The following is a 21,779-nucleotide window of genomic DNA, read 5'->3' on the forward strand; positions in this document are numbered from 1 at the left end:
CATGTTCGCCATCACCGGCTACAGCTACCGCGCCATCAGGTCTCCAGACGATCTACAGCCTGGTGAGCAACTGGCGGATGAAGTGCCATCCGCGCTTCTGGACAACATCGCCGAAATTCAGGCCCGAACGCAGCGCGCCGCGCTTCTGCGAGCCAGCGACTGGACCCAGCTTCCGGATACCCCGATCGCAACAGAGGTGCGTGCCGCATGGGGCGAATACCGCCAAGCCCTGCGCGACTTGCCCTCTGATCCGATGTTCCCCAACTGCGAGTGGCCGACGCCGCCGCTGACCGGAGGCGAGAGTGCCGATCACGGCTGACATCCAGAAGCTTGAGCCTGGTGCGCAGGTCCGGCTGTTCGAAGTGGACGCGCGCGACATCGGTGCCGATCAGCTGTTCTTCCACGGGCACCTGCAGCAGGGGTCGATCTGGTGGCAGGGCCAGCAGTACGACCCGTTCCCGGTTCAGGCAGAAGGCTTCGCGCGCACGGGTGAGCAGCCGCCGACGCCGCGCCTGCGCGTGGCCAACGTCGATGGGGTGATCGGCGCGCTGTGCCTGATGTTCGAGGACATGGTCGGCGCGAAGGTGATTGTGCGGCGCACGCTGGTGAAGTACCTCGACGCGGCGAACTTCCCGGGCGGCAACCCGAGCGCGGATCCGGACGAGCACTTCCCGGACGAGATCTGGTTCATCGAGCGCAAGGCATCCGAGGACAAGAATGCGATCGAGTTCGAACTGTCGTCGGCGACCGATTTCGGCGGCGTGCAACTTCCCGGCCGGCAGATCATCGCCGGCACCTGCCCCTGGATCATGCGCGGCGGCTACCGCGGCCCGTACTGCGGCTACACCGGCTCGCTGTACTTCGACATCAACGATCAGCCCGTAGCTGACCCCGGGCTCGACGTGTGCGGCGGGCGCCTCTCCAGCTGCAAGCTGCGGTTCGGGGAAAACAACCCGTTGCCCTACGGTGGATTCCCTGCCGCCGGGCTGGTGCGTACATGAGCCTCGCGGGCGCCGTTCTCGTAGCCGTGCAGGCGCACGCGGCCGCCGAGTACCCGCGCGAGTGCTGCGGCCTGGTGGTCCGCATCGACGGCGTGCCGGAGTACGTCGTCTGCCGGAACGCCGCCGCGACGCCGTCGGAGCACTTCGTCATGTCGAAGTGGGACTATGCCTACGCGGAAGATCGCGGCGAGGTGCTGGCGCTGGTGCACAGCCACCCAGATGCCTCCGCCGTCCCGTCCGACGCCGATCGCCTCCAGTGCGAGGCGAGCGGGCTCACCTGGCACATCATCAGTGTCGGCCAGATCGACGGGCGCGCCGAGTGCGGCGACATCCAGACGATCGAACCGTGCGGCTACCGCGCGCCGTTACTCGGTCGCCAGTTCGCGCACGGAGTGCTCGACTGCTACACGCTGGTGCGCGACTTCTACGCGCGCGAGCTAGGCGTGGAGCTGTCGCAGTACGAGCGTGAGGACGACTGGTGGCACAAAGGCCAGGACCTCTACAGCCTCGATCGCCTGCGCGCCGAAGGGTTCGAACCGATCACCGACGCGCCGCGCCGCGGGGACCTGGTGATCATGCAGGTGCGCGCGCCAGTGGCCAACCACGCCGGCGTGTTGCTCGGCGACGAAGGCCTTTCCGAAGCGCCGCACCTTGCCCCCGTGGCGAACGGGATGCTCCACCACCTCTACGGCCGCCTGTCCGAACGGACGGTGTACGGCGGCTACTGGCGCGAATGCACGCGCTTCATCGTTCGACATCAGGAGATGCGTCGGCGCCATGGCTGACCAACTGCGAACCATCCGCCTGTACGGCACGCTCGGTGCTCGCTTCGGGCGCGAGTACCGGCTGGCCGTCGCGAACGCGGCCGAGGCCGTGCACGCGCTGAGCATGCAGCTCCCTGGCTTCAAGCGCTTCCTCATGGAATCGAAGGACCGGGGACTTGGCTTCGCGGTGTTCCACGGGCGCGAGAACCTCCGCGAGGACCAACTGCTCGATCCGCCGGGCGACGCCCCGATCCGCATCGCTCCGGTTCTGTTCGGCAGCAAGAACGGAGGGGTGTTCAACATCATCGCCGGCGCGGTGCTGGTGATCGCCGGCGCCTTCCTGGCGCCGACCGGCTTTGGTCTTGCGCTCTCTTCCCTGGGCTACAGCATGATCGTCGGCGGCATCACGCAGCTGCTCGCGCCGCAGCCGAAGGGTTTGGGAACGCAGGACAGTCCCGAGAATCGGCCGAGCTACAGCTTCAATGGAGCGGTCAACACGCAGGCACAGGGCAATCCCGTGCCGCTCGCGTACGGCGAATGCTGGTGCGGCTCGGCTGTCATCTCTGCCGGCATCTACGCCGAGGACCAGCAGTGAACGCGCCGGTCGCGTGGCAGGGAGCCAAGAAGGGCGGCGGCGGCAAGGCGCGGACGCCCGTCGAGAGTCCGGACAGCCTGCGCAGCATCGCGTACGCGAAGGTTCTCGATCTGATCTGCGAAGGCGAGGTGGAAGGCTTCGTCGCGCCGGGCTTCGAAGGCCTCAAGGGCGTGTTTCTGGACGGGACGCCGATCCAGGGGCAGGACGGCTCGATCAATTTCGACAACGTGACGTTCACCTTCAGACCTGGCAGTCAGGACCAAACGTACATCCCCGGCTTTCCGAGCGTCGAGAATGAAATCCCGGTCGGCGTGGAACTGCGCGACGACAATCCGGTGGTGCGCAACGTCACCAATGACGAACTGTCAGCGGTGCGCATTCGCCTGTCGGTGCCGCAGCTGATGAAGTTCGAAGATGACGGGGACCGCGTCGGGTACAGCATCCAGTACGCGATCGACCTGTCCACCGATGGCGGCGCGTACTCGACGGTGCTGACGACCGCGATGACCGGTAAGACCACCAACGGGTACGAGCGCAGCCACCGAATCGACTTGCCGGAGGGAAATAGCTGGCAGGCGCGCATTCGACGACTCACGCCGAATCAGGACAACGCGACCGTGTCGGACACGATGTCCGTCCAGGCAATCACCGAGATCATCGACGCGAAACTGCGCTATCCGAACAGCGCGCTCGCCGGTCTCGAGCTTGATGCAAGCCAGTTCCAGTCCGTGCCGACGCGCGCCTACTACGGCCGTTGGCGCCGCATCCGCGTCCCTTCGAACTACGACCCCGAGCTGCGCACCTACTCGGGCGTCTGGGACGGCACGTTCAAAGTCGCGTGGAGCAACAACCCCGCTTGGGTCTATTACGACCTGTGCACGAACGATCGCTTCGGGCTCGGCAACCTGATCGATCCTGCGCGCGTCGACAAGTGGCGGCTTTACCAGATCGCCCAGTACTGCGACCAGATGGTCAGCGACGGCATGGGCGGGCAGGAACCGCGATTCACGTTCAACGGGCAGTTGCAGACGCGCGCCGACGCGTACCGCGTGTTGCAGGACATGGCGGCCACGTTCCGCGGCATCAGCTTCTACGCGCTCGGCCAGATCATGGCCGCCGCCGATATGCCCGGCGACTTCGTCTACACCTACGCCGCGGCGAACGTGATCGATGGACGGTTCACGTACCAGGGGGCCGCGCGCCGAGCGCGGCACACCTATGCACTGGTGAGCTGGAACGATCCCGCCGACTTCGGTCGAGCGAAGGTGGAACCGGTCGAGTATCGGCCCGGCATTGCGCGCTATGGGCTTCAGCCGCTGGAAATCACGGCATTCGGCTGCACGAGCCGCGCGCAGGCGCAGCGCGTCGGCCTGCACGCCCTGCTGTCGGAGAACCTGGAGACGGAGACCGTCACGTTCCGCGTCGGCCTCGATTCCGTGAAAGCGCAGCCGTATGACCTGATCCAGATCGCCGACCCGGCTCGTGCCGGGCGCCGGATCGGCGGACGCATTCGGTCGGCCAACGGCCGCACCGTGACGCTTGACCGTGTTCCGGAGGCCATCGCGGCGGGGCAGACCCTCCGCGTGATGCTCCCGACCGGTCGCAGCGAGGCGCGCACGATCCAGTCGATCGCTGGAAACAACGTGACGGTGACGGTGGACTGGTCGACGCCGCTGCAGGCTGAAGCTGTGTGGGCGGTGGAGAGCGCCGAGCTCGCGCTCCAGACTTTCCGCGTGGTGTCCGTCACCGAGGTCGACGACGTCACCTACGAGCTGACTGCCCTCAAGCACGTGCCGCAGAAGTTCGCCGCGATCGACGATGGCGTGCGCATTGAGCTGCCGCCGGTGACGGTGATCCCTCCGAGCATCCAGGCGCCGCCGACGGACGTGACGATGTCCAGCCATTCGGTGATCGACCAGGGCATCGCGACGCACGTGCTGACGATCGCCTGGAAGGCCGCGCCGAAGGCCGTGGCGTACGACGTGGAATGGCGCCGCGACGACCTCGACTGGGTGCGCGCAGGCCGTGTGTCCGCCGCCAGCCTCGACGTGCGCGGGATCTACGCAGGCACGTACCAGGCCCGCGTGCGCGCCGTCAGCGCGCTGGGCTCGCTGTCGATCCCCGCCCTCGGCGGCCCGACCGACATCGCCGGCAAGACCACGCCGCCGCCGTCGCTGGTCTCGCTCGAAACCGTGCCGCTGGTGTTCGGCATCGGGTTGAAGTGGACGTTCCCGGCGGGCGCGACCGACACCGAGCGCACCGAGATCTGGTACGGGCCGAGTCCGCTGCTGGAGAACGCCATCAAGCTCGGCGATTTCGCCTACCCGCAGAACGCGCACCAGATGCTCGGCCTCGCCGCCGGCGCGTCGTTCTTCTTCTGGGGCAGGTTGATCGACAAGTCGGGCAACGTTGGCCCGTTCTACCCGGTCGAGGACGGCGTCAACGGCCAGAGCAGCAGCGACGCCACGCCGATCCTCGACTACCTCGCAGGGCAGATCAGCCAGACCGAGCTCGCGCAGGACGTGCTCGAGCCGATCCAGCAGATGAGCCCCGACATGGCTGGCTCCGCCGACGCGTTCGCCGGCGATTCCCTTTCCTACGCAGGCGTGTGGTCGCAGCTGTACGCGGCGCAGGAAGGCGACATGGCGACCGCGCAGCGCATCGACACCGTGCAGGCCAGCGTGCAGGACGCGGTGGACGCCTCGAATGCGGCGACCGCTTCGGTTCAGCAGGTTTCCTCGGCCGTCGTCGATCTCGATGGGCGGATCAGCGCGACGTACACGGTGCGCGCGCAGGTGGACGCGAACGGCAACATCTACCAGGCCGGCATGGGCCTCGGCGTCGAGCAGCAAGCCGACGGCAGCTACCAGTCGCAGATCCTGTTCCAGGCCGATCGCTTTGCGCTGATCAACCTCGCCAACGGACAGGTCACGTCGCCGTTCGTCATCCAGGGCGGGCAGACGTTCATCAACCAGGCCTTCATCGGCAACGGCTGGATCACGAACGCGATGATCGGCAACGTCATCCAGTCGACGGCGCTGGGCGCCGGCGGGCAGCCGCGTTGGAAGTTCGACAAGAACGGCACGCTCACTCTGACCGGCCCGAGTGGAAGTGGTTACATCACGCTGAACGACAGCCTCCTGCAGGTGTTTAGTGACACAGGCACTCTGCTTGTTCGCATTGGGGACTGGTGATGCCGACGGGCATGCGGATATACGACCCGAATGGAAGCGGGGCGATCATTGCTGACTTCACCACGCGCATGAGCCAGACCGTGGGCACGCGGACGCTAGGCGATGGGCACGGCGCAGGTAGCATCACCAACGCCTATTTCTCGGAGGGGACGCCGTTCGCCGCGGTACTGGGCGAGGGTCGCTGGAATGCTGACGGCACGCCGCGCGTGCCAACGCGTGTCAGCTTCTCCGGGAACGTACTGAACTACACCGCTGGCGACAGCTGCGTCATCGTCTACGGGATCTACTGAGATGCCGGCAGGATTCCTCGCGCGCACGCCGACGGGCAACATCCAGATCACCAACGACCTAGTGAACTTTTCGCTGGTCGCAAAGGGTTCCGTGACGCTCGGCGCTGCACGCACTGGAAGCCTGACGGGCATGACCTGGACTCAGGGGCCATCGGCCGACATCCTCGTCCCGAATTCGCTCGGTTACCCTCCGGTGCTCGCGATCGTTGCCTCCGTGCCGCTGGCCATCTTCGACACGACGCTCGTTGGCGGGAACTGGCGATACACGGTCGTCGCTGAGTACGACACCACGCCGGGCGCGATCACGATCGAGTGGTTCGCCTTCGGCGAGGTGGCGAACGCGTCCCCTGTGCATTTCACCGGCATGGCGATCTATCGACCAGACGGCCGGCTCGTGTTCAAGAGCGACGACAAGCCGATGCGCGTGTCCGGGTTCATGACCGGATCCGGTCCCGGCACGGTGACGCTGAACACGCTCCCTGGTGGCCGCAAATATGCGATCGCCCTCGTTCAGCAGTACATGCAGATCACGGCCCCGGTGCCCGCCGGCGTATGGTCCGTTTTCCACTTCAACACCGCGGTGCAGACGCTCTCGAACGGAGCGCAAATCAGCAACCGGAAGACGGTGGACGTGCGCTACAGCAATCAGCCCTCGTGGAGCGGCAACCTCACCTATTCGGACTGGAAGTACCTGGTCATCGACGTGACGGGGTACTAGGCCGAGCGCGTCCTTCGCAGCTCGTGAGATTGCCGGGCGTACGATGCCCGGCATGTTCGAGTGGTGCCGACTTTTCGCCTCGAGTGACAAGCTCACCGTCCTGAAGCTGCGCGGGACGGAAGTCGCGCGGCTGGTCCAGAAGGTCAGCGGCGAGTGGCACGCGGCGCTGAACCAGCACCTGCCCGGCGCCGATCCCCGGCGGCGTTACCGCGATTGTCGGAGCTTCGAGACGGGCAAGGCCGGAGTCGAGGAGTGGGCTCGGCGGCACACTGAGCGTATCGACCGGGAAGTCGCGGAAATGGAAGCGAAGCGTCAGTGGCCAAGGTGAACGGGTCCCGGGCGCGGGTTCTCCCGTCGCACGCTGTGAGATGCTCCGCCGGCAGGCTGCCAGCCTGACCAGCCGGACGACCGCCATGACCGAAAAGCTCCCCTGGGCCGCGATGGAGCCGCGCCTCCACCAGCTCCGTCTGACCGCCGACGACCTCAAAGAACGATTCCCGGATCCGGCGGACTTCTTCCCGCGCTTCGCCGACTTCGCCGATGACGTGCGCGAGGCCGCGAACGACGACTGCATCGAGGACGTGAGCATTCGCATCACGGACATCCTCATCGAACTCGGCTACGTGCCGGAGCACGAAAGGCAGCACTAGACGCTAGCAGGTGGATCGATCTTGCAGGCTTCGTGAAGGAGATCCTGGAGGAAGATTGTGGGCTGAATCGCTACAAACCCCGTGCTCTCGTACTCGAACGAGTATCGCCACAGATCGAATGCGCGGTTGAGATCCTTGAGATATGCACGGACATCAGGCAGTTCGCCGAGCGAGCGCCGCGCAGCACACATATCTACACAATCAAAGATCGCGGTTTTGGCGGTCGCTGGGAGCCTGTCGAAGAGGCGGACAAGCTCATGCGTACGCTTTGGTTGCTCGCCATGCAAGTGAGCCAGTGCTTTCAGGTAGAGCTCAATTGCGAAAACACTGTTAACCACAAACGGCGTGAAGGCAAACGGCTCATGTGGCGGAGGCACGTTGATCTTCGTGTTGAAGATGTGCGCGGCGGTTCGCGCGAAGTAGCTCGCTTGTTGACGAATCGCGAGCCCCATGGGGGCGTCTTCCTTCCAGAGGCCCTTCGCCAGAAGAGCTTCCCGCGCGAGCTGCATGTCCTCCGCAGGATCTTCTGACCCTTCGTACTCGCCAACGGCAATGCCATTAACGTAGAGAGTTTTCTTGCCGGCGCGCATATTTTCCGTCACGCCGCCAGCATGTGCTCGTAGTAGGGATGGCGCTTGTCGTCGAAAATCGCGTACAGCGCGGCGAGGTTGCCCGCGTCGGGCTGAAGCCACGCGTCGACGTGCTCGGGCTTGATGTTGATGATCGTGCGGTCGTGGCCAGCTTCGGCGACTTCAGGTTCGGGTTCGTCGGTGATAGCCGCGAAGGAGTAGAGGTCCGGTGCGCCCTTGTAGCCCGGTGAGCGGTTCCACAGGCAGGCGATCAGCATTGGCTCGCGATCCCGCGGCGTGAACGCCAGCACCTGGTTCTCGCCGTTCGGCCCTTCGACGTTCTCGTAGAAGACGTCGGCGACCATGATCCCGTGCTGGATGCCGAACAGGCCCTTCCACGACGATTCGAGCTTGTCGCGCCTGGCGTTGTACGTGCCGGGGAACTTGCGCTCGATCGCCTCGGTCCAGCCCGGCAGCCGGCAGAAGTAGCGCATCGGCTTGATGACGCGCCGGCCGTCCTCCCAGATCATCACCGGCGCGTAGACGCCCGGGAACACGCGCGAGTCCCGGGGCAGGGGATCGGTGCGCCGCAGATCCGCCAGCTTCTGCTTCGCCGCCTCGATCTTGTTGGTGGCGATGCGCACGTCTTCCTGCGCCTTCTTCGTCACCTTCGACTGCAGGGCGCGCTGGGCGGTGTTGAGGCGCGTGGTCTGGGTGAACAGCTCCTGCTCGGCTTTGGCTGCCGCCTCGCGGTTCCAATGGACGATGTTCCGCCAGATCTCGTGCTCCTCCGGCGTATCGCCGGCGGCGAACGCGTCGTCCATTGCCTTCGGGGTCTTCGGCCGCGCCTTCCCCTTGTCGTGGAAGTAGAGGATGGCGAACTCCTCGACCGAGAGGGTCGCGCCGAATTCGCGGCAGAACTTCCGGTAGTTGGCCCAGACCTGGGCGGAATAGCATTGGCTCGCGATCCCGCGGCGTGAACGCCAGCACCTGGTTCTCGCCGTTCGGCCCTTCGACGTTCTCGTAGAAGACGTCGGCGACCATGATCCCGTGCTGGATGCCGAACAGGCCCTTCCACGACGATTCGAGCTTGTCGCGCCTGGCGTTGTACGTGCCGGGGAACTTGCGCTCGATCGCCTCGGTCCAGCCCGGCAGCCGGCAGAAGTAGCGCATCGGCTTGATGACGCGCCGGCCGTCCTCCCAGATCATCACCGGCGCGTAGACGCCCGGGAACACGCGCGAGTCCCGGGGCAGGGGATCGGTGCGCCGCAGATCCGCCAGCTTCTGCTTCGCCGCCTCGATCTTGTTGGTGGCGATGCGCACGTCTTCCTGCGCCTTCTTCGTCACCTTCGACTGCAGGGCGCGCTGGGCGGTGTTGAGGCGCGTGGTCTGGGTGAACAGCTCCTGCTCGGCTTTGGCTGCCGCCTCGCGGTTCCAATGGACGATGTTCCGCCAGATCTCGTGCTCCTCCGGCGTATCGCCGGCGGCGAACGCGTCGTCCATTGCCTTCGGGGTCTTCGGCCGCGCCTTCCCCTTGTCGTGGAAGTAGAGGATGGCGAACTCCTCGACCGAGAGGGTCGCGCCGAATTCGCGGCAGAACTTCCGGTAGTTGGCCCAGACCTGGGCGGAATAGCATTGGCTCGCGATCCCGCGGCGTGAACGCCAGCACCTGGTTCTCGCCGTTCGGCCCTTCGACGTTCTCGTAGAAGACGTCGGCGACCATGATCCCGTGCTGGATGCCGAACAGGCCCTTCCACGACGATTCGAGCTTGTCGCGCCTGGCGTTGTACGTGCCGGGGAACTTGCGCTCGATCGCCTCGGTCCAGCCCGGCAGCCGGCAGAAGTAGCGCATCGGCTTGATGACGCGCCGGCCGTCCTCCCAGATCATCACCGGCGCGTAGACGCCCGGGAACACGCGCGAGTCCCGGGGCAGGGGATCGGTGCGCCGCAGATCCGCCAGCTTCTGCTTCGCCGCCTCGATCTTGTTGGTGGCGATGCGCACGTCTTCCTGCGCCTTCTTCGTCACCTTCGACTGCAGGGCGCGCTGGGCGGTGTTGAGGCGCGTGGTCTGGGTGAACAGCTCCTGCTCGGCTTTGGCTGCCGCCTCGCGGTTCCAATGGACGATGTTCCGCCAGATCTCGTGCTCCTCCGGCGTATCGCCGGCGGCGAACGCGTCGTCCATTGCCTTCGGGGTCTTCGGCCGCGCCTTCCCCTTGTCGTGGAAGTAGAGGATGGCGAACTCCTCGACCGAGAGGGTCGCGCCGAATTCGCGGCAGAACTTCCGGTAGTTGGCCCAGACCTGGGCGGAATAGCACATGGGGGAGCCTCTAGGGTCGGCTCCCCCGAATATAGCGCGGGCCTACGGCGGGTTCGCGATGGCCCGATCGCTGGGCTGGGCCGCGCCGTCAAGGTCCGGCCGCACCCTCCGTTCCGTGCCCCGGCCGTTCTGGAACAGGACCTTGCGGCCTGTGGCCAAGTACCCCGGGTGCGCGTAGTCGTCCTCGCTGAACCTCGGGTTCATAAGCTTGGCCTTCAGGCGGTGCCAGTCGGTTTCGCCGATGAAGATGTGCGTGTGGTACGTCAGCCCGGTGTAGTCGTGCGCGGCGAAGCGCCGGTAGCTGCACTCCCGCAGGCCTTGGATGGTGTAAAGGTCAAGCGCGAACGCCTCACCATCCCGGCGGATCTCGCCGCACAGTTCGGCGGATCGGCGCATCGCCTCCTCGACGACGGCAGGGCCGATGCGAGCCGCAAAGTCATCCATCGACTCGCCCGACTCACTGCGAACCGACATCGCCAGCGACGGCTGGTCGTCCGCCGCCCTGGCTGCGCCGGCGATCGACGTGAGCGCGAGCAGCGCAACGAGCAGCGCCGCCTTCACCTGGATCCTTCCGGTGCTTCCCCCATCCACACAGTTGACCGTCGCGGCGATCGGCTGTGTTTGCTGGACTTGGCGGAGATCGACGCGCGCGGCGGGGAGGCGCCGCAGTGCTCCCTGAATGGACAGGGTTTGCACCATTCCCGAGCGGTCCGCTATCATGCGCGGCCTAGCGGGATTAGGACCGGTTCACTCAGATAGAGTACGGAGCCTGCCCCCGCTACCAGCTTCGGCAGGCGCAGTCTTCACGACAGGCGCCGTGGAGAGTCCGGAACCGGACTCTTCCAGCCAAAGGCTCGGGCTTGGTGGTCGCGCACTGCTCACGCGACCACACCGACATCCAGCTGTACGGACAAGGGGCCCGCAAGGGCCCTTTGTCGTTTTCGCGCTTGTGGGCTCGCGATCCGGAAGTAACTGCTTTGGAATGCGTGCTTCGGAAGAACGTGTACGCAGTGGCGTTTTGCTGGGTATTGCATTGCATCGAGGCACCGGAGCGGCAACACGGTGCCGGTTTCATGGGAGTTGAGACGCGTGGCCGATAAAGCTGTCGAAATCGCGAACCTGCTCGCCCCGGCCGTCGCGTCGCTGGGCGTGGAGCTGCTGGGCGCGGAGTACCTGCCGGCCCCGGGCAGCGCCGTGCTGCGCCTGTACATCGACGTCCCGGCCGAGGAGGCCGCGGGCGAGGACGGCCAGCCGCGTTCGGTGACCATCGAGGACTGCGAGGCCGTGAGCCGCGAGGTGTCGGCGCAGCTCGACGTCGAGGACCCGATCAGCGGCCAGTACACGCTGGAAGTCTCCTCCCCGGGCATCGACCGTCCGCTGTTCACCCTGGCGCATTACGAGCGCTTCCAGGGCGAGACCGCCAAGGTCGCGCTGAAGCTGCCGCAGGACGGCCGCCGTCGCCTGCAGGGCCGCATCGTGCGCGTGCAGGGCGACGACGTCGCCTTCGACGTGGACGGCAGCGAGTTCGTCGTCGCGTTCGGCAACATCGACAAGGCGCGCCTGGTCCCGGACTGGGCCGCGCTGGGTCTGGCTCCGGTCAAGCCGGGCAAGGACAAGCCGTCGAAGGGCGCCCCCAAGGGCGGCGCTTCGAAGGCGAAGAAGTAACCACCGAATTCACCACCCAATGCCGGCGGCGACAGTCGCCGACCGTGCGGAGTCAGAGAGATGAGCAAGGAATTGTTGCTGGTCGTGGACGCAGTCGCCAACGAGAAGGGCGTGCCGCGCGAAGTCATCTTCGAGGCCATCGAGGCCGCGTTGGCCTCGGCCGCGAAGAAGCGTTACCACGACCAGGACGTGCTGGTTCGCGTCACCATCGACCAGAAGGACGGCAGCTACGAGACCTTCCGCCGCATGGAAGTCGTGGCCGACGACGTCGTCATGGAATCGCCCGATCGCCAGATCCGCCTGATGGACGCCATCGACGAGGTCGAGGGCGTGGAAGTCGGCGACTACATCGAAGAGCAGATCGAGAACCCCGAATTCGGCCGCATCGCCGCCCAGGCCGCCAAGCAGGTGATCGTCCAGCGCGTGCGCGAGGCCGAGCGCCAGCAGGTCGTGGACGCGTGGAAGGATCGCGTGGGCGAGCTGGTCACCGGCGTGGTCAAGCGCGTGGAGCGCGGCAACATCTACGTCGACCTGGGCGGCAACGCCGAAGCGATCATCCCGAAGGACAAGGGCATCCCGCGCGACGTGCTGCGTACCGGCGACCGCGTGCGCGGTTACCTGTTCGACGTGCGCAGCGAGCCCCGCGGCCCGCAGCTGTTCATCAGCCGCGCGGCGCCGGAATTCATGATGGAGCTGTTCAAGCTCGAGGTGCCGGAAGTCGGCCAGGGCCTGGTGTCGATCAAGGCCTGCGCCCGCGATCCGGGCGACCGCGCCAAGATTGCCGTGGTCGCGCACGACAACCGCACCGACCCCATCGGCGCCTGCATCGGCATGCGCGGTTCGCGCGTGCAGGCCGTGAGCAACGAACTCAACGGCGAGCGCGTGGACATCGTGCTGTGGTCCGACAACCCGGCGCAGTTCGTCATCAACGCGATGGCGCCGGCCGAAGTGCAGTCGATCATCGTCGATGAAGAAAAGCATTCGATGGACCTGGCCGTCGCCGAAGACCGCCTGGCCCAGGCGATCGGCAAGGGTGGCCAGAACGTGCGCCTGGCCAGCCGCCTGTCGGGTTGGCAGCTGAACGTGATGACCCAGGACCAGGTCACGGCGAAGTCGGAGGCCGAGCAGGCGTCCGCCCGCCAGCTGTTCCAGGACAAGCTGGAAGTCGACGAGGAAATCGCCGGCATCCTGGTCTCGGAAGGCTTCAGCACGGTCGAGGAAATCGCCTACGTGCCGGTCGGCGAGCTGCTGGCGGTCGAGGGCTTCGACGAGGACATCGTCGAGGAACTGCGCTCGCGCGCCCGCGACGCCCTGCTGAACGAGGCGCTGGCGGCCGAGGAGCAGCTCGACGAGCACCAGCCGGCCGCCGACCTGCTTGAACTGGACGGCATGGACGAGGCCACGGCCTACGCGCTGGCCGCCCGCGGGGTGGTCACGCGCGACGACCTGGCCGACATGGCCACCGACGAGCTGACCGATATCGAAGGCATCGACGAGGCCCGTGCCGCCGCGCTGATCATGGAAGCGCGCAAGCACTGGTTCGAATGAATACCGCGTCGGCCCGTCCGGCACCCCCGGGCTAGAATGACGCCAACACGCGCGGGACCCGTCCCGCGCCACGAGGACACCGAATCCGAATGTCGCAGCAAACCACCATCCGCAAGCTGGCCGAACTGGTGAACACGCCGGTCGAGAAGTTGCTGGAGCAGCTGGCCGAGGCCGGCATGACCTTCAGCGGCCCCGACCAGGTCGTCACCAGCATCGAGAAAGTCAAGCTGCTCGGCTTCCTCAAGCGCGCCCACGGCAAGGCCGACAAGGCCGAGCCGGGCGATGCGGCGAAGAAGATCACGCTCAACCGCAGCCGGAAGCAGGAAATCACCGTCGGCGGCGGCAAGAACAAGACGACCGTCGATGTCGTGGTGCGCAAGAAGGTCACGCTGGTGAAGCCGACCGAGTCGCAGCCGATGTCGGAGGACGACGAGCGCGCCGAGATCCTGCGCAAGCTGGAGGAATCCAAGCAGCGCAACCTCGCCGAGCAGCAGCGCCTGGCCGCTGACGACAAGCGCCGCGCCGACGAGCTCGACGCCGCCCGGCGCGAGGCCGAGGAAGCCGCGCGCCAGAAGGCCGAGGAAGAAGAGCGCGCGCGCCTGGCCGATGCCAGCGCCGTCGAGGAAGAGGAGCCGGCACGCAAGCCTGCCGGCGGCCATGGTCACGGTCACGGCCACGGTCATCCCAAGCCTGCCGCTCCGGCGCGCGCACCGGAACCCGCCCGCGGCGCCCCGGCGCACAAGACGCGCGGTTCGCACGCGATGGTCGCGACCGTCGAGGACGACGACCGCACCAACCGTTTCGCCGGCCAGATGCACCTGAGCGCCTCCGAGCGCGCCCGTCGCGGCGCCAGCTCGCGCGGCAAGGCCAAGCCGACCCGCCGTCACGCCGAGCAGGCCCGTTCGGGCAGCGGCTTCATGCGCCCGACCGCGCCCATCGTCCGTGAAGTGGCGATCGGCGAGACCATCACCGTCGCCGACCTGGCGCAGAAGATGGCGCTCAAGGGCGGCGACGTGGTGAAGGCGCTGTTCAAGATGGGCGTCATGGCGACCATCAACCAGTCGATCGACTACGACACCGCCGCGCTGGTGACCGAGGAACTCGGCCACGTGGTGGTGAAGGCCGATGCCGCGACCGCCGAAGACGCACTGCTGGCCCACGTCGAGGAGACGCAGGGCGAGAAGACCCCGCGTCCGCCGGTGGTCACCATCATGGGCCACGTCGACCACGGCAAGACCTCGCTGCTGGACTACATCCGCCGCACGAAGGTGGCCTCCGGCGAAGCCGGCGGTATCACCCAGCACATCGGCGCGTACCACGTGGAAACCGACAAGGGCGTCATCAGCTTCCTCGACACCCCGGGCCACGCGGCGTTCACCTCGATGCGCGCGCGCGGCGCCAAGCTCACCGACATCGTCGTGCTGGTCGTGGCCGCCGACGACGGCGTGATGCCGCAGACGCGCGAGGCCATCCAGCACGCGAAGGCTGCCGGCGTCCCGCTGATCGTGGCGATCAACAAGATCGACAAGTCCGATGCCGATCCGGGCCGCGTGAAGAACGACCTGCTGGCCGAGGACGTGGTCGCCGAGGATTTCGGCGGCGACACGCAGATGGTCGAGCTGTCGGCCAAGACCGGCCTGGGCGTCGACGACCTGCTCGACTCGATCTCGCTGCAGGCCGAAGTGCTCGAACTGCGCGCCGTCCCGACCGGCCGCGCGACGGGTACGGTGATCGAATCCGCGCTCGACAAGGGCCGCGGTCCGGTCGCCACCGTGCTGGTGCAGCAGGGCGAACTCAAGAAGGGCGACTACCTCGTGTGCGGCGTGCAGTACGGCCGCGTGCGCGCCCTGTTCGACGAGAACGGCAAGCAGGTCGAGAAGGCCGGCCCGTCGATCCCGGTGCAGGTGCTGGGCCTGTCGGGCGTGCCCGACGCGGGCGACGACTTCGTGGTCGTCGACGACGAGCGTCTGGCGAAGGACGTCGCGCAGCAGCGCGATGCCAAGCGCCGCGAATCGCGCCTGGTCGCCGCCGCCGGCAACCGCATGGAAGACATCATGGCCCAGATGGGCAAGGGCGAGGGCCAGCTGAGCCTCAACCTCGTCGTCAAGGCCGACGTGCAGGGTTCGGTGGAAGCGCTGCGCCAGTCGCTCACCGCGCTGTCCAACGAGCAGATCCGCATCAACGTGATCAGCTCCGGCGTGGGCGGCATCACCGAGTCGGACGCCAACGCCGCGCTCACCGCGAAGGCCACGATCATCGGCTTCAACGTGCGCGCCGACGCTTCGGCCCGCAAGGTGATCGAAGCCAACGGCCTGGACCTGCGCTACTTCTCGATCATCTATGACGTGATCGACCAGGTGAAGCAGGTGGCCTCGGGCATCCTGGGCGTGGAGATCCGCGAAGAGATCATCGGCACCGCCGAGGTCCGCGACGTCTTCCGCAGCTCGAAGTTCGGTGCCGTCGCCGGCTGCATGGTGGTGGAGGGCGTGGTCAAGCGGAACAAGCCGATCCGCGTGCTGCGCGACAACGCGGTCATCTTCGAGGGCGAACTGGAATCGCTGCGCCGCTTCAAGGACAACGTGGACGAAGTCCGCAGCGGTACCGAGTGCGGCATCGGCGTGAAGGCGTACAACGACGTCAAGCCGGGCGACCAGATCGAGTGCTTCGAGCGCATCGAGGTGCAGCGGACGCTCTGAAGCCGGGTTTCGTGATGCGGGATTCGTGATTCGTCAAAAGCGAGCAGCGGATCCCGATCACGGCCTGGCGGTCTTTCGAATCACGAATCACCAATCGCGAATCACCAACACGTGCCAAGCAAATCGTTCCACCGCACCGACCGCGTCTCCGCCCAGCTCCGCCGCGAGTTGGGCACGCTGGTGCACGAAGCCGTTCGCGAGCACGGCCTGCCGTCGGTCAGCGTCTCCGACGTGGAAGTCTCGCGCGATCTCGCGCACGCCAAGGTGTTCGTCACCGCGCTGCAGCCGGAGCGTTCGAAGGAGGCCGTGAAGGCCCTCAAGGAACTCTCCCGCGAACTGCGTTTCCAGCTCGGCCGCGCGGTGAAGATGCGTCACGTGCCGGAACTGCATTTCCACTACGACGATTCGGTCGACCGTGGCGAACGCATCGGCAACCTGCTGCGCGACAACCCGGCCGCCGGGCAGGACGACGCGGATCCCGCCAAAGACTAGCCGCCGTCCGCGTCATCGCGCACCGGCGGACTCACTGCCGTCCGTCAGCCCGTCTTCCATCCGATTCACACACCCGTTGCCCTGACCCGGGGATCCCCGCAGGATTCGCACGGAAGCGCGCGGTCCCGTGTCCTGCCGCACGGCGGGCATGGATCGCGCCCCGATTGCGACCTGCGGACCCTCTGCGGACGATCCATGACGAAAGCCAAGACGCGCTTCCGCCCGCTCGACGGCATCCTGCTGCTGGACAAGCCGCAGGGCCTCAGCTCCAACCAGGCCCTGCAGCAGGCGCGCCACCTGTTTCGCGCGGAGAAGGGCGGCCACACCGGCAGCCTCGATCCGCTGGCGACCGGCCTGCTGCCGCTGTGCTTCGGCGAGGCGACCAAGATCGCCGGGCTGCTGCTGGGCTCGGCAAAGGCCTACGAAACCACTGCTGTGCTCGGGCTCACCACCGACAGCGACGACGCCGACGGCGCGCCGCTGCTCGAACGACCGGTCCCGACGCTGGACGACGCGTCGATCGAGGCCGCCCTGGCACCGCTGCGCGGCCCGATCCGCCAGCGCGCCCCGATCTACTCGGCGCTGAAGCAGGGCGGCGAACCGCTCTATGCCAAGGCGCGCCGAGGCGAGGCCATCGAAGCGCCGGAGCGCGACGTCGTGGTCCACCGCTTCGAACTGATCGAACGCGACGGCCCGCGCCTGCGGCTGCACGTGGAATGCGGATCGGGCACCTACGTGCGCAGCCTGGTCCGCGATCTCGGCGAGGCGCTCGGTTGCGGCGCCCACGTCGCGACGCTGCGCCGGCTGTGGGTCGATCCGTTCCGCGAACCGCGCATGTTCACCCTCGACGACCTGCGCGCCCTGCGCGAAGCCGGGGGCGAGGGCGCGCTCGAAGCCTGCCTTCTGCCGATCGAGGCGGGGCTGGCGCAGTTCCCCTGCGTGGAACTCGACGCGGCGGCGGCGCGGCGGATCGGGCAGGGCCAGAGCGTGGATTGCGAGCCGAGGACGGATGGGCTCGTCGCCGTCTCCGGTCCGGACGGCCGGTGTCTGGGAATCGGCCAGCGCACCGGCGCGCGGCTCGCGCCGCAACGCCTGTTCCGCTGGGCCGCACAGGGCGGGCCGCCTGAACAGGCCGCGGATCCGGCCGCGCGCCCGGCTCCGTGAATCGGCCGACCGTGGCCTTCACGCATCGCGGCGGTCGCATTCGCGTGGGCCTGCTGTTACAATTTCGCCGCTTTTCAAGCACCTAAGCAGTTCCCTTTCGCAACATCCCATCAGCAAACGGCGGGCCAGGCGGTGCGTCGGCGCGGGTCATTCCGGTCGATTCGCTTTCTGCAGGCCTCGCATCTACAAGGCACATCATGTCCATCGACACCAGCAAGATCATCGAAGACAACAAGCGCGGCGCCAACGACACCGGTTCGCCGGAAGTCCAGGTCGCCCTGCTCACCGCTCGCATCGAGCAGCTCACCGGCCACTTCAAGATCCACAAGCAGGACCACCACAGCCGTCGTGGCCTGCTGCAGATGGTCAACCGTCGCCGCAGCCTGCTCGACTACCTGAAGCGCAAGGACAACGAGCGCTACAAGGCCCTGATCGAGAAACTCGGTCTGCGCCGCTAAACGCAATACCAGCCGCGGCGCAGCGATGCGCCGCGGTTCGTTTTTGAGGTACGGCAACACGGAGGCGCACGGCGCTTCCACGCAAGACTTCGAACCATCCGGTTCGATCATCCGAATTCTGGCCGCCAACGCGGTCGCCCGGAGCGGGGCAGGGGCCTCGACCGGAACGCATCAGAAACGATAGGAACCCAACGTGGCAAAAATCACCAAGACCTTCCAGTACGGCGATCACCAGGTGACGCTGGAGACCGGCGAAATCGCTCGCCAGGCCAGCGGCGCCGTCATCGTCAAGATGGACGACACCGTCGTGCTGGTGTCTGCCGTCGCCGCCAAGAGCGCGCGCGAAGGGCAGGACTTCTTCCCGCTGACGGTGGACTACCAGGAGAAGTTCTACGCCGGTGGCCGCATCCCGGGTGGCTTCTTCAAGCGTGAAGGCCGTCCGACCGAGAAGGAAACGCTGATCTCGCGCCTGATCGACCGCCCGATCCGCCCGCTGTTCCCCGAGGAATACAAGAACGAAGTCCAGATCATCGCGACGGTGATGTCGCTGAATCCGGAAATCGACGGCGACATCCCGGCGATGATCGGCGCCTCGGCCGCGCTGGCGCTGGCCGGCACGCCGTTCCAGGGCCCGATCGGCGCCGCCAAGGTCGGCTACAAGAACGGCCAGTACATCCTCAACCCGACCGCCACGCAGCTGGCCGACTCCGACCTGGAACTGGTCGTCGCCGGTACGTCCAATGCCGTGCTGATGGTCGAATCCGAAGCGAAGATGCTGTCGGAAGACGTGATGCTCGGCGCGGTGATGTTCGGTCATCGCGAGATGCAGAAGGTCATCAACGCCATCAACGAGCTGACCGTGGAAGCCGGCACCAAGCCGTCGACCTGGGTCGCCCCGGCGAAGAACGACGCGCTGATCGCCGCCATCGTCGAATCGGCCGGCGCTTCGCTGAAGCAGGCCTACCAGATCCGCAACAAGGCCGAGCGCCGCGACGCGATCTCCGCCATCCGCAAGGACACGTGGGAACAGCTCTCCGGCCGCGCCGAAGCTTCGGGCTGGACGGCTGGTGAGTACGCCAAGGAGTTCGGCGATCTCGAATACCGCACCATGCGCGACGCGGTGCTCGACACCAAGGTCCGCATCGACGGTCGCGACCTGACCACCGTGCGTCCGATCGAGTGCAAGACCGGCGTGCTGCCGCGTACCCACGGCTCGGCGCTGTTCACCCGCGGCGAGACGCAGGCCATCGTGGTCACCACGCTGGGCACCGCGCGCGACGGCCAGATCATCGATGCCGTCTCGGGCGAGTACAAGGAAAACTTCCTGTTCCATTACAACTTCCCGCCGTACTCGGTGGGCGAGACCGGCCGCTTCGGCGCGCCGAAGCGTCGCGAGATCGGCCACGGCCGCCTCGCCAAGCGCGGCGTGCTCGCCACGATGCCGACGCTGGAAGAGTTCCCGTACACGATCCGCGTCGTGTCGGAAATCACCGAGTCGAACGGTTCCTCGTCGATGGCCTCGGTGTGCGGTTCCTCGCTCGCGCTGATGGACGCCGGCGTGCCGGTGAAGTCGCCGGTCGCGGGTATCGCGATGGGCCTGGTGAAGGAAGACGATCGCTTCGTCGTGCTGTCGGACATCCTGGGTGACGAAGACCACCTGGGCGACATGGACTTCAAGGTGGCCGGTTCGCAGGAAGGCATCAGCGCCCTGCAGATGGACATCAAGATCCAGGGCATCACCGAGGAGATCATGAAGGTCGCCCTCGCCCAGGCGAAGGAAGGCCGCCTGCACATCCTCGGCGAGATGGCCAAGGCCATCACCGCGCCGCGCAGCGAGCTGAGCGAGTACGCGCCGCGCCTGCTGACGATGAAGATCCACCCGGACAAGATCCGCGAAGTGATCGGCAAGGGCGGTTCGACCATCCAGGCGATCACCAAGGAAACCGGCACGCAGATCGACATCCAGGACGACGGCACCATCGTCATCGCGTCGGTGAACGCCGCCGCTGCGCAGGCCGCCAAGGCGCGCATCGAGCAGATCACCTCCGACGTCGAGCCGGGCCGCATCTACGAAGGCAAGGTCGCCAAGATCATGGACTTCGGTGCGTTCGTGACGATCCTGCCGGGCAAGGACGGCTTGGTGCACGTCTCGCAGATCTCGAGCGAGCGCGTGGAGAAGGTCTCCGACAAGCTGAAGGAAGGCGACACGGTCAAGGTGAAGGTGCTGGAAGTCGACAAGCAGGGCCGCATCCGCCTGTCGATGAAGGCCGTCGAGGAAGGCGAGGGCGTGCCGGCCGAGTAAGCCGGACGTTCGATCCTTCGGCGATTTCGCCGGACGTACGAAAAAGCGGGCTTCGGCCCGCTTTTTCTTTGCCGGCGTTCTTTCGGACGACCGGTCCCGAATCGCTTTTGCGCTTGCAGCCGGGATACGCGAAGCGCACCCGGCATGGGCGTGACAGTCCCCGGGTGCGCTTCGCTTACCCGCGCTACACGAGCGGTGATCGGGAACGCATGCGCCCGCACGTCACCGCCTTGCTACCCTTGCGTCATCCAACCGGAAGGGGAACCGCATGGCGTCGGGATCGCAGGAACTGGAGCGCTTCGTATACGAGGCATTGGTACGCGGAGAGTCCAAGGCGTCCATCACCGCCGCGCTCGCCAGTGCAGGCTGGCGCGACGACCAGACGCGCGGCGTCATCGACGCATACGCCGACACGCCCTTCGTGGTTCCCGTGCCCCGCCCGCGCGCATCCGTGTCGGCGCGCGAGGCTTTTCTTTATCTCGTGCTGTTCGCATCGTTGTACTTCGCCGCCTGGCACCTGGGCAGCCTGCTGTTCGACCTGATCGAGCGTGCATGGCCCGATCCGGCCGAAGAATACGCGGCGTATCGCATTGCCCGCTCGATCCGCTGGTCGACGGCGGCGCTCATCATCGCCTTCCCGGTCTTCGCGTTCGTGTCGAACTACGTGGCGAAGGACGTGGCGCGCCACCCGATCAAGCGACTCTCGCCCGTGCGCCGCTGGCTGACGTACCTGACGCTGTTCGTGGCGGCGGCCGTCCTGATCGGCGACATGACGACGCTGGTGTTCAACGTCTTGGGCGGCGAGCTGACCACGCGCTTTCTGTTGAAGGTCGTCGTGGTCGCGCTGATCGCCGGCAGCGCATTCGCCTGGTACCTGCACGATCTGCGACGCGAAGAGGTGGACGCATGAGCGGCGCGACCGGCCGCTGGCTGCTGATCGCCACCGGCGTGGTGGTTGCCGCGAGCGTGGTGGCGGCGGTGGTGTCGATGGGGACGCCGGGCCAGCAGCGGATGGTGCGTCAGGACGAACGTCGCGTGCGCGACCTGGATCGGCTGAAGGACGAGATCGAAAGCTGGGCCGAACGTACCGGTTCGCTGCCGGCGGACATGGGCGCGCTCGCACGGCCGGGCGTGCGCCTGTCCGCGCAGGACCCGTTCACGGGCAAGCCCTACGGGTACCTCGCGCAAGGCAGGCGCACGTATCGGCTCTGCGCGGTGTTCGAGACCGATACGGCGGCCGTCGAACAAGGTCGCTACGGTCGCGCCGACTGGCCGCATCCGGCCGGACGGTACTGCTTCGATTTGAAGCTGCCCGACAAGGCGAAGGTCGAGGTCGAATGAACGGCATGCCCCACG

Annotated in this window: 23 protein-coding genes and 2 pseudogenes; 20 read left to right on the forward strand and 5 right to left on the reverse strand. The window is 66.7% G+C overall.

Annotated elements, in window-relative coordinates:
- The first annotated feature begins 1 nt into the window (after window position 1).
- From AC3ANK_RS06715 to AC3ANK_RS06755, 9 genes are all read left to right on the forward strand, one after another.
- Window positions 2-319 (forward strand): tail fiber assembly protein, encoded by a 318-nt coding sequence (locus AC3ANK_RS06715; RefSeq protein ID WP_484172497.1) that lies wholly within the window; start codon window positions 2-4, stop codon window positions 317-319.
- Window positions 303-1,001, forward strand: a complete 699-nt coding sequence (locus AC3ANK_RS06720) for a phage minor tail protein L (protein WP_484172498.1) — start codon at window positions 303-305, stop codon at window positions 999-1,001. The genes AC3ANK_RS06715 and AC3ANK_RS06720 overlap by 17 nt, the downstream gene beginning before the upstream one ends.
- Window positions 998-1,786 carry a C40 family peptidase gene (locus AC3ANK_RS06725; protein ID WP_484172499.1) on the forward strand — a complete coding sequence of 263 codons (789 nt, stop codon included), beginning with the start codon at window positions 998-1,000 and terminating at the stop codon, window positions 1,784-1,786. Before AC3ANK_RS06720 ends, AC3ANK_RS06725 begins: the two co-directional genes overlap by 4 nt.
- Window positions 1,779-2,360 (forward strand): tail assembly protein, encoded by a 582-nt coding sequence (locus AC3ANK_RS06730; RefSeq protein WP_484172500.1) that lies wholly within the window; start codon window positions 1,779-1,781, stop codon window positions 2,358-2,360. The genes AC3ANK_RS06725 and AC3ANK_RS06730 overlap by 8 nt, the downstream gene beginning before the upstream one ends.
- Window positions 2,357-5,554 (forward strand): TipJ family phage tail tip protein, encoded by a 3,198-nt coding sequence (locus AC3ANK_RS06735; RefSeq protein ID WP_484172501.1) that lies wholly within the window; start codon window positions 2,357-2,359, stop codon window positions 5,552-5,554. The genes AC3ANK_RS06730 and AC3ANK_RS06735 overlap by 4 nt, the downstream gene beginning before the upstream one ends.
- Entirely contained in the window at window positions 5,554-5,844 is a 291-nt protein-coding gene (locus AC3ANK_RS06740; RefSeq protein WP_484172502.1) for a hypothetical protein, read from the forward strand. Before AC3ANK_RS06735 ends, AC3ANK_RS06740 begins: the two co-directional genes overlap by 1 nt.
- A gap of 1 nt (window position 5,845) precedes the next feature.
- Window positions 5,846-6,562, forward strand: coding sequence for a hypothetical protein (locus AC3ANK_RS06745; protein ID WP_484172503.1), 717 nt, complete (start codon window positions 5,846-5,848; stop codon window positions 6,560-6,562).
- Window positions 6,563-6,614: 52 nt separating this feature from the next.
- Window positions 6,615-6,890, forward strand: a complete 276-nt coding sequence (locus AC3ANK_RS06750; RefSeq protein WP_484172504.1) for a hypothetical protein — start codon at window positions 6,615-6,617, stop codon at window positions 6,888-6,890.
- Window positions 6,891-6,975: 85 nt separating this feature from the next.
- A complete protein-coding gene (locus AC3ANK_RS06755; protein WP_484172505.1) occupies window positions 6,976-7,212 on the forward strand; it encodes a hypothetical protein in 237 nt (78 codons plus the stop codon).
- On the opposite strand, the gene AC3ANK_RS06760 is transcribed toward AC3ANK_RS06755, so the two are convergent.
- The 3 genes and pseudogenes from AC3ANK_RS06760 to AC3ANK_RS06770 all read right to left on the reverse strand — a co-directional run.
- Window positions 7,209-7,802: a HEPN domain-containing protein gene (locus AC3ANK_RS06760; RefSeq protein WP_484172506.1), complete on the reverse strand. Its 594-nt coding sequence runs from the start codon at window positions 7,800-7,802 to the stop codon at window positions 7,209-7,211. The genes AC3ANK_RS06755 and AC3ANK_RS06760 overlap by 4 nt on opposite strands.
- An 8-nt stretch (window positions 7,803-7,810) precedes the next feature.
- Window positions 7,811-8,605: an SOS response-associated peptidase family protein gene (locus AC3ANK_RS06765; protein ID WP_484172507.1), complete on the reverse strand. Its 795-nt coding sequence runs from the start codon at window positions 8,603-8,605 to the stop codon at window positions 7,811-7,813.
- A 184-nt stretch (window positions 8,606-8,789) separates the two neighbouring features.
- A pseudogene (locus tag AC3ANK_RS06770) lies at window positions 8,790-9,128 on the reverse strand (SOS response-associated peptidase family protein); the annotation flags it as partial.
- Between AC3ANK_RS06770 and AC3ANK_RS06775 the strand changes: the two are divergent.
- A complete protein-coding gene (locus AC3ANK_RS06775; RefSeq protein ID WP_484172923.1) occupies window positions 9,091-9,330 on the forward strand; it encodes a hypothetical protein in 240 nt (79 codons plus the stop codon). The pseudogene AC3ANK_RS06770 and the gene AC3ANK_RS06775 sit on opposite strands and share 38 nt — an antisense overlap.
- Window positions 9,331-9,468: 138 nt before the next feature.
- Here the strand turns inward: AC3ANK_RS06775 and AC3ANK_RS06780 are convergent.
- Window positions 9,469-9,807 (reverse strand): annotated as a pseudogene (locus AC3ANK_RS06780) (SOS response-associated peptidase family protein); the annotation flags it as partial.
- On the opposite strand from AC3ANK_RS06780, the gene AC3ANK_RS06785 reads away from it, so the two are divergent.
- Entirely contained in the window at window positions 9,770-10,009 is a 240-nt protein-coding gene (locus tag AC3ANK_RS06785) for a hypothetical protein (protein ID WP_484172923.1), read from the forward strand. The pseudogene AC3ANK_RS06780 and the gene AC3ANK_RS06785 overlap by 38 nt on opposite strands.
- Before the next feature lie 131 nt (window positions 10,010-10,140).
- Here the strand turns inward: AC3ANK_RS06785 and AC3ANK_RS06790 are convergent, their stop codons facing one another.
- Window positions 10,141-10,797: a hypothetical protein gene (locus tag AC3ANK_RS06790; RefSeq protein ID WP_484172508.1), complete on the reverse strand. Its 657-nt coding sequence runs from the start codon at window positions 10,795-10,797 to the stop codon at window positions 10,141-10,143.
- Window positions 10,798-11,187: 390 nt separating this feature from the next.
- Here AC3ANK_RS06790 and rimP point away from each other — a divergent pair, with 390 nt between their 5' ends.
- The 9 genes from rimP to AC3ANK_RS06835 all read left to right on the forward strand — a co-directional run bounded on the left by rimP (window position 11,188) and on the right by AC3ANK_RS06835 (window position 21,764).
- Window positions 11,188-11,763 carry a ribosome maturation factor RimP gene (gene rimP, locus AC3ANK_RS06795; RefSeq protein WP_484172509.1) on the forward strand — a complete coding sequence of 192 codons (576 nt, stop codon included), beginning with the start codon at window positions 11,188-11,190 and terminating at the stop codon, window positions 11,761-11,763.
- A gap of 60 nt (window positions 11,764-11,823) precedes the next feature.
- Complete coding sequence (gene nusA / locus AC3ANK_RS06800; protein WP_206859245.1) at window positions 11,824-13,311, forward strand: transcription termination factor NusA; 1,488 nt, start codon at window positions 11,824-11,826, stop codon at window positions 13,309-13,311.
- A gap of 89 nt (window positions 13,312-13,400) precedes the next feature.
- Window positions 13,401-16,007: a translation initiation factor IF-2 gene (gene infB / locus AC3ANK_RS06805; RefSeq protein ID WP_206859243.1), complete on the forward strand. Its 2,607-nt coding sequence runs from the start codon at window positions 13,401-13,403 to the stop codon at window positions 16,005-16,007.
- 111 nt (window positions 16,008-16,118) lie between these two features.
- Entirely contained in the window at window positions 16,119-16,499 is a 381-nt protein-coding gene (gene rbfA / locus AC3ANK_RS06810; RefSeq protein WP_206859241.1) for a 30S ribosome-binding factor RbfA, read from the forward strand.
- Window positions 16,500-16,694: 195 nt separating this feature from the next.
- Entirely contained in the window at window positions 16,695-17,663 is a 969-nt protein-coding gene (truB, locus tag AC3ANK_RS06815) for a tRNA pseudouridine(55) synthase TruB (protein ID WP_484172510.1), read from the forward strand.
- Window positions 17,664-17,860: 197 nt separating this feature from the next.
- Window positions 17,861-18,121 (forward strand): 30S ribosomal protein S15, encoded by a 261-nt coding sequence (gene rpsO / locus AC3ANK_RS06820; protein WP_206859236.1) that lies wholly within the window; start codon window positions 17,861-17,863, stop codon window positions 18,119-18,121.
- Window positions 18,122-18,314: 193 nt separating this feature from the next.
- Window positions 18,315-20,423, forward strand: a complete 2,109-nt coding sequence (gene pnp / locus AC3ANK_RS06825) for a polyribonucleotide nucleotidyltransferase (protein ID WP_206859234.1) — start codon at window positions 18,315-18,317, stop codon at window positions 20,421-20,423.
- Window positions 20,424-20,691: 268 nt separating this feature from the next.
- A complete protein-coding gene (locus AC3ANK_RS06830) occupies window positions 20,692-21,333 on the forward strand; it encodes a DUF5671 domain-containing protein (RefSeq protein WP_206859230.1) in 642 nt (213 codons plus the stop codon).
- Window positions 21,330-21,764, forward strand: a complete 435-nt coding sequence (locus AC3ANK_RS06835) for a hypothetical protein (protein ID WP_206859229.1) — start codon at window positions 21,330-21,332, stop codon at window positions 21,762-21,764. Before AC3ANK_RS06830 ends, AC3ANK_RS06835 begins: the two co-directional genes overlap by 4 nt.
- Window positions 21,765-21,779 lie beyond the last annotated feature (15 nt).

It is taken from the genome of Lysobacter sp. SCRH-1R, assembly GCF_057747855.1.

Coding starts and splice junctions, on each gene's coding strand:
- AC3ANK_RS06715 (WP_484172497.1), top strand. CDS start 2: ATGTTCGCCATCACCGGCTACAGCTACCGCGCCATCAGGTCTCCAGAC.
- AC3ANK_RS06790 (WP_484172508.1), bottom strand. CDS start 10,797: ATGGTGCAAACCCTGTCCATTCAGGGAGCACTGCGGCGCCTCCCCGCC.
- AC3ANK_RS06750 (WP_484172504.1), top strand. CDS start 6,615: ATGTTCGAGTGGTGCCGACTTTTCGCCTCGAGTGACAAGCTCACCGTC.
- AC3ANK_RS06765 (WP_484172507.1), bottom strand. CDS start 8,605: ATGGACGACGCGTTCGCCGCCGGCGATACGCCGGAGGAGCACGAGATC.
- nusA (WP_206859245.1), top strand. CDS start 11,824: ATGAGCAAGGAATTGTTGCTGGTCGTGGACGCAGTCGCCAACGAGAAG.
- rpsO (WP_206859236.1), top strand. CDS start 17,861: ATGTCCATCGACACCAGCAAGATCATCGAAGACAACAAGCGCGGCGCC.
- AC3ANK_RS06830 (WP_206859230.1), top strand. CDS start 20,692: ATGGCGTCGGGATCGCAGGAACTGGAGCGCTTCGTATACGAGGCATTG.
- AC3ANK_RS06760 (WP_484172506.1), bottom strand. CDS start 7,802: ATGCGCGCCGGCAAGAAAACTCTCTACGTTAATGGCATTGCCGTTGGC.
- AC3ANK_RS06835 (WP_206859229.1), top strand. CDS start 21,330: ATGAGCGGCGCGACCGGCCGCTGGCTGCTGATCGCCACCGGCGTGGTG.
- truB (WP_484172510.1), top strand. CDS start 16,695: ATGACGAAAGCCAAGACGCGCTTCCGCCCGCTCGACGGCATCCTGCTG.
- AC3ANK_RS06730 (WP_484172500.1), top strand. CDS start 1,779: ATGGCTGACCAACTGCGAACCATCCGCCTGTACGGCACGCTCGGTGCT.
- AC3ANK_RS06745 (WP_484172503.1), top strand. CDS start 5,846: ATGCCGGCAGGATTCCTCGCGCGCACGCCGACGGGCAACATCCAGATC.
- AC3ANK_RS06755 (WP_484172505.1), top strand. CDS start 6,976: ATGACCGAAAAGCTCCCCTGGGCCGCGATGGAGCCGCGCCTCCACCAG.
- infB (WP_206859243.1), top strand. CDS start 13,401: ATGTCGCAGCAAACCACCATCCGCAAGCTGGCCGAACTGGTGAACACG.
- AC3ANK_RS06740 (WP_484172502.1), top strand. CDS start 5,554: ATGCCGACGGGCATGCGGATATACGACCCGAATGGAAGCGGGGCGATC.
- AC3ANK_RS06725 (WP_484172499.1), top strand. CDS start 998: ATGAGCCTCGCGGGCGCCGTTCTCGTAGCCGTGCAGGCGCACGCGGCC.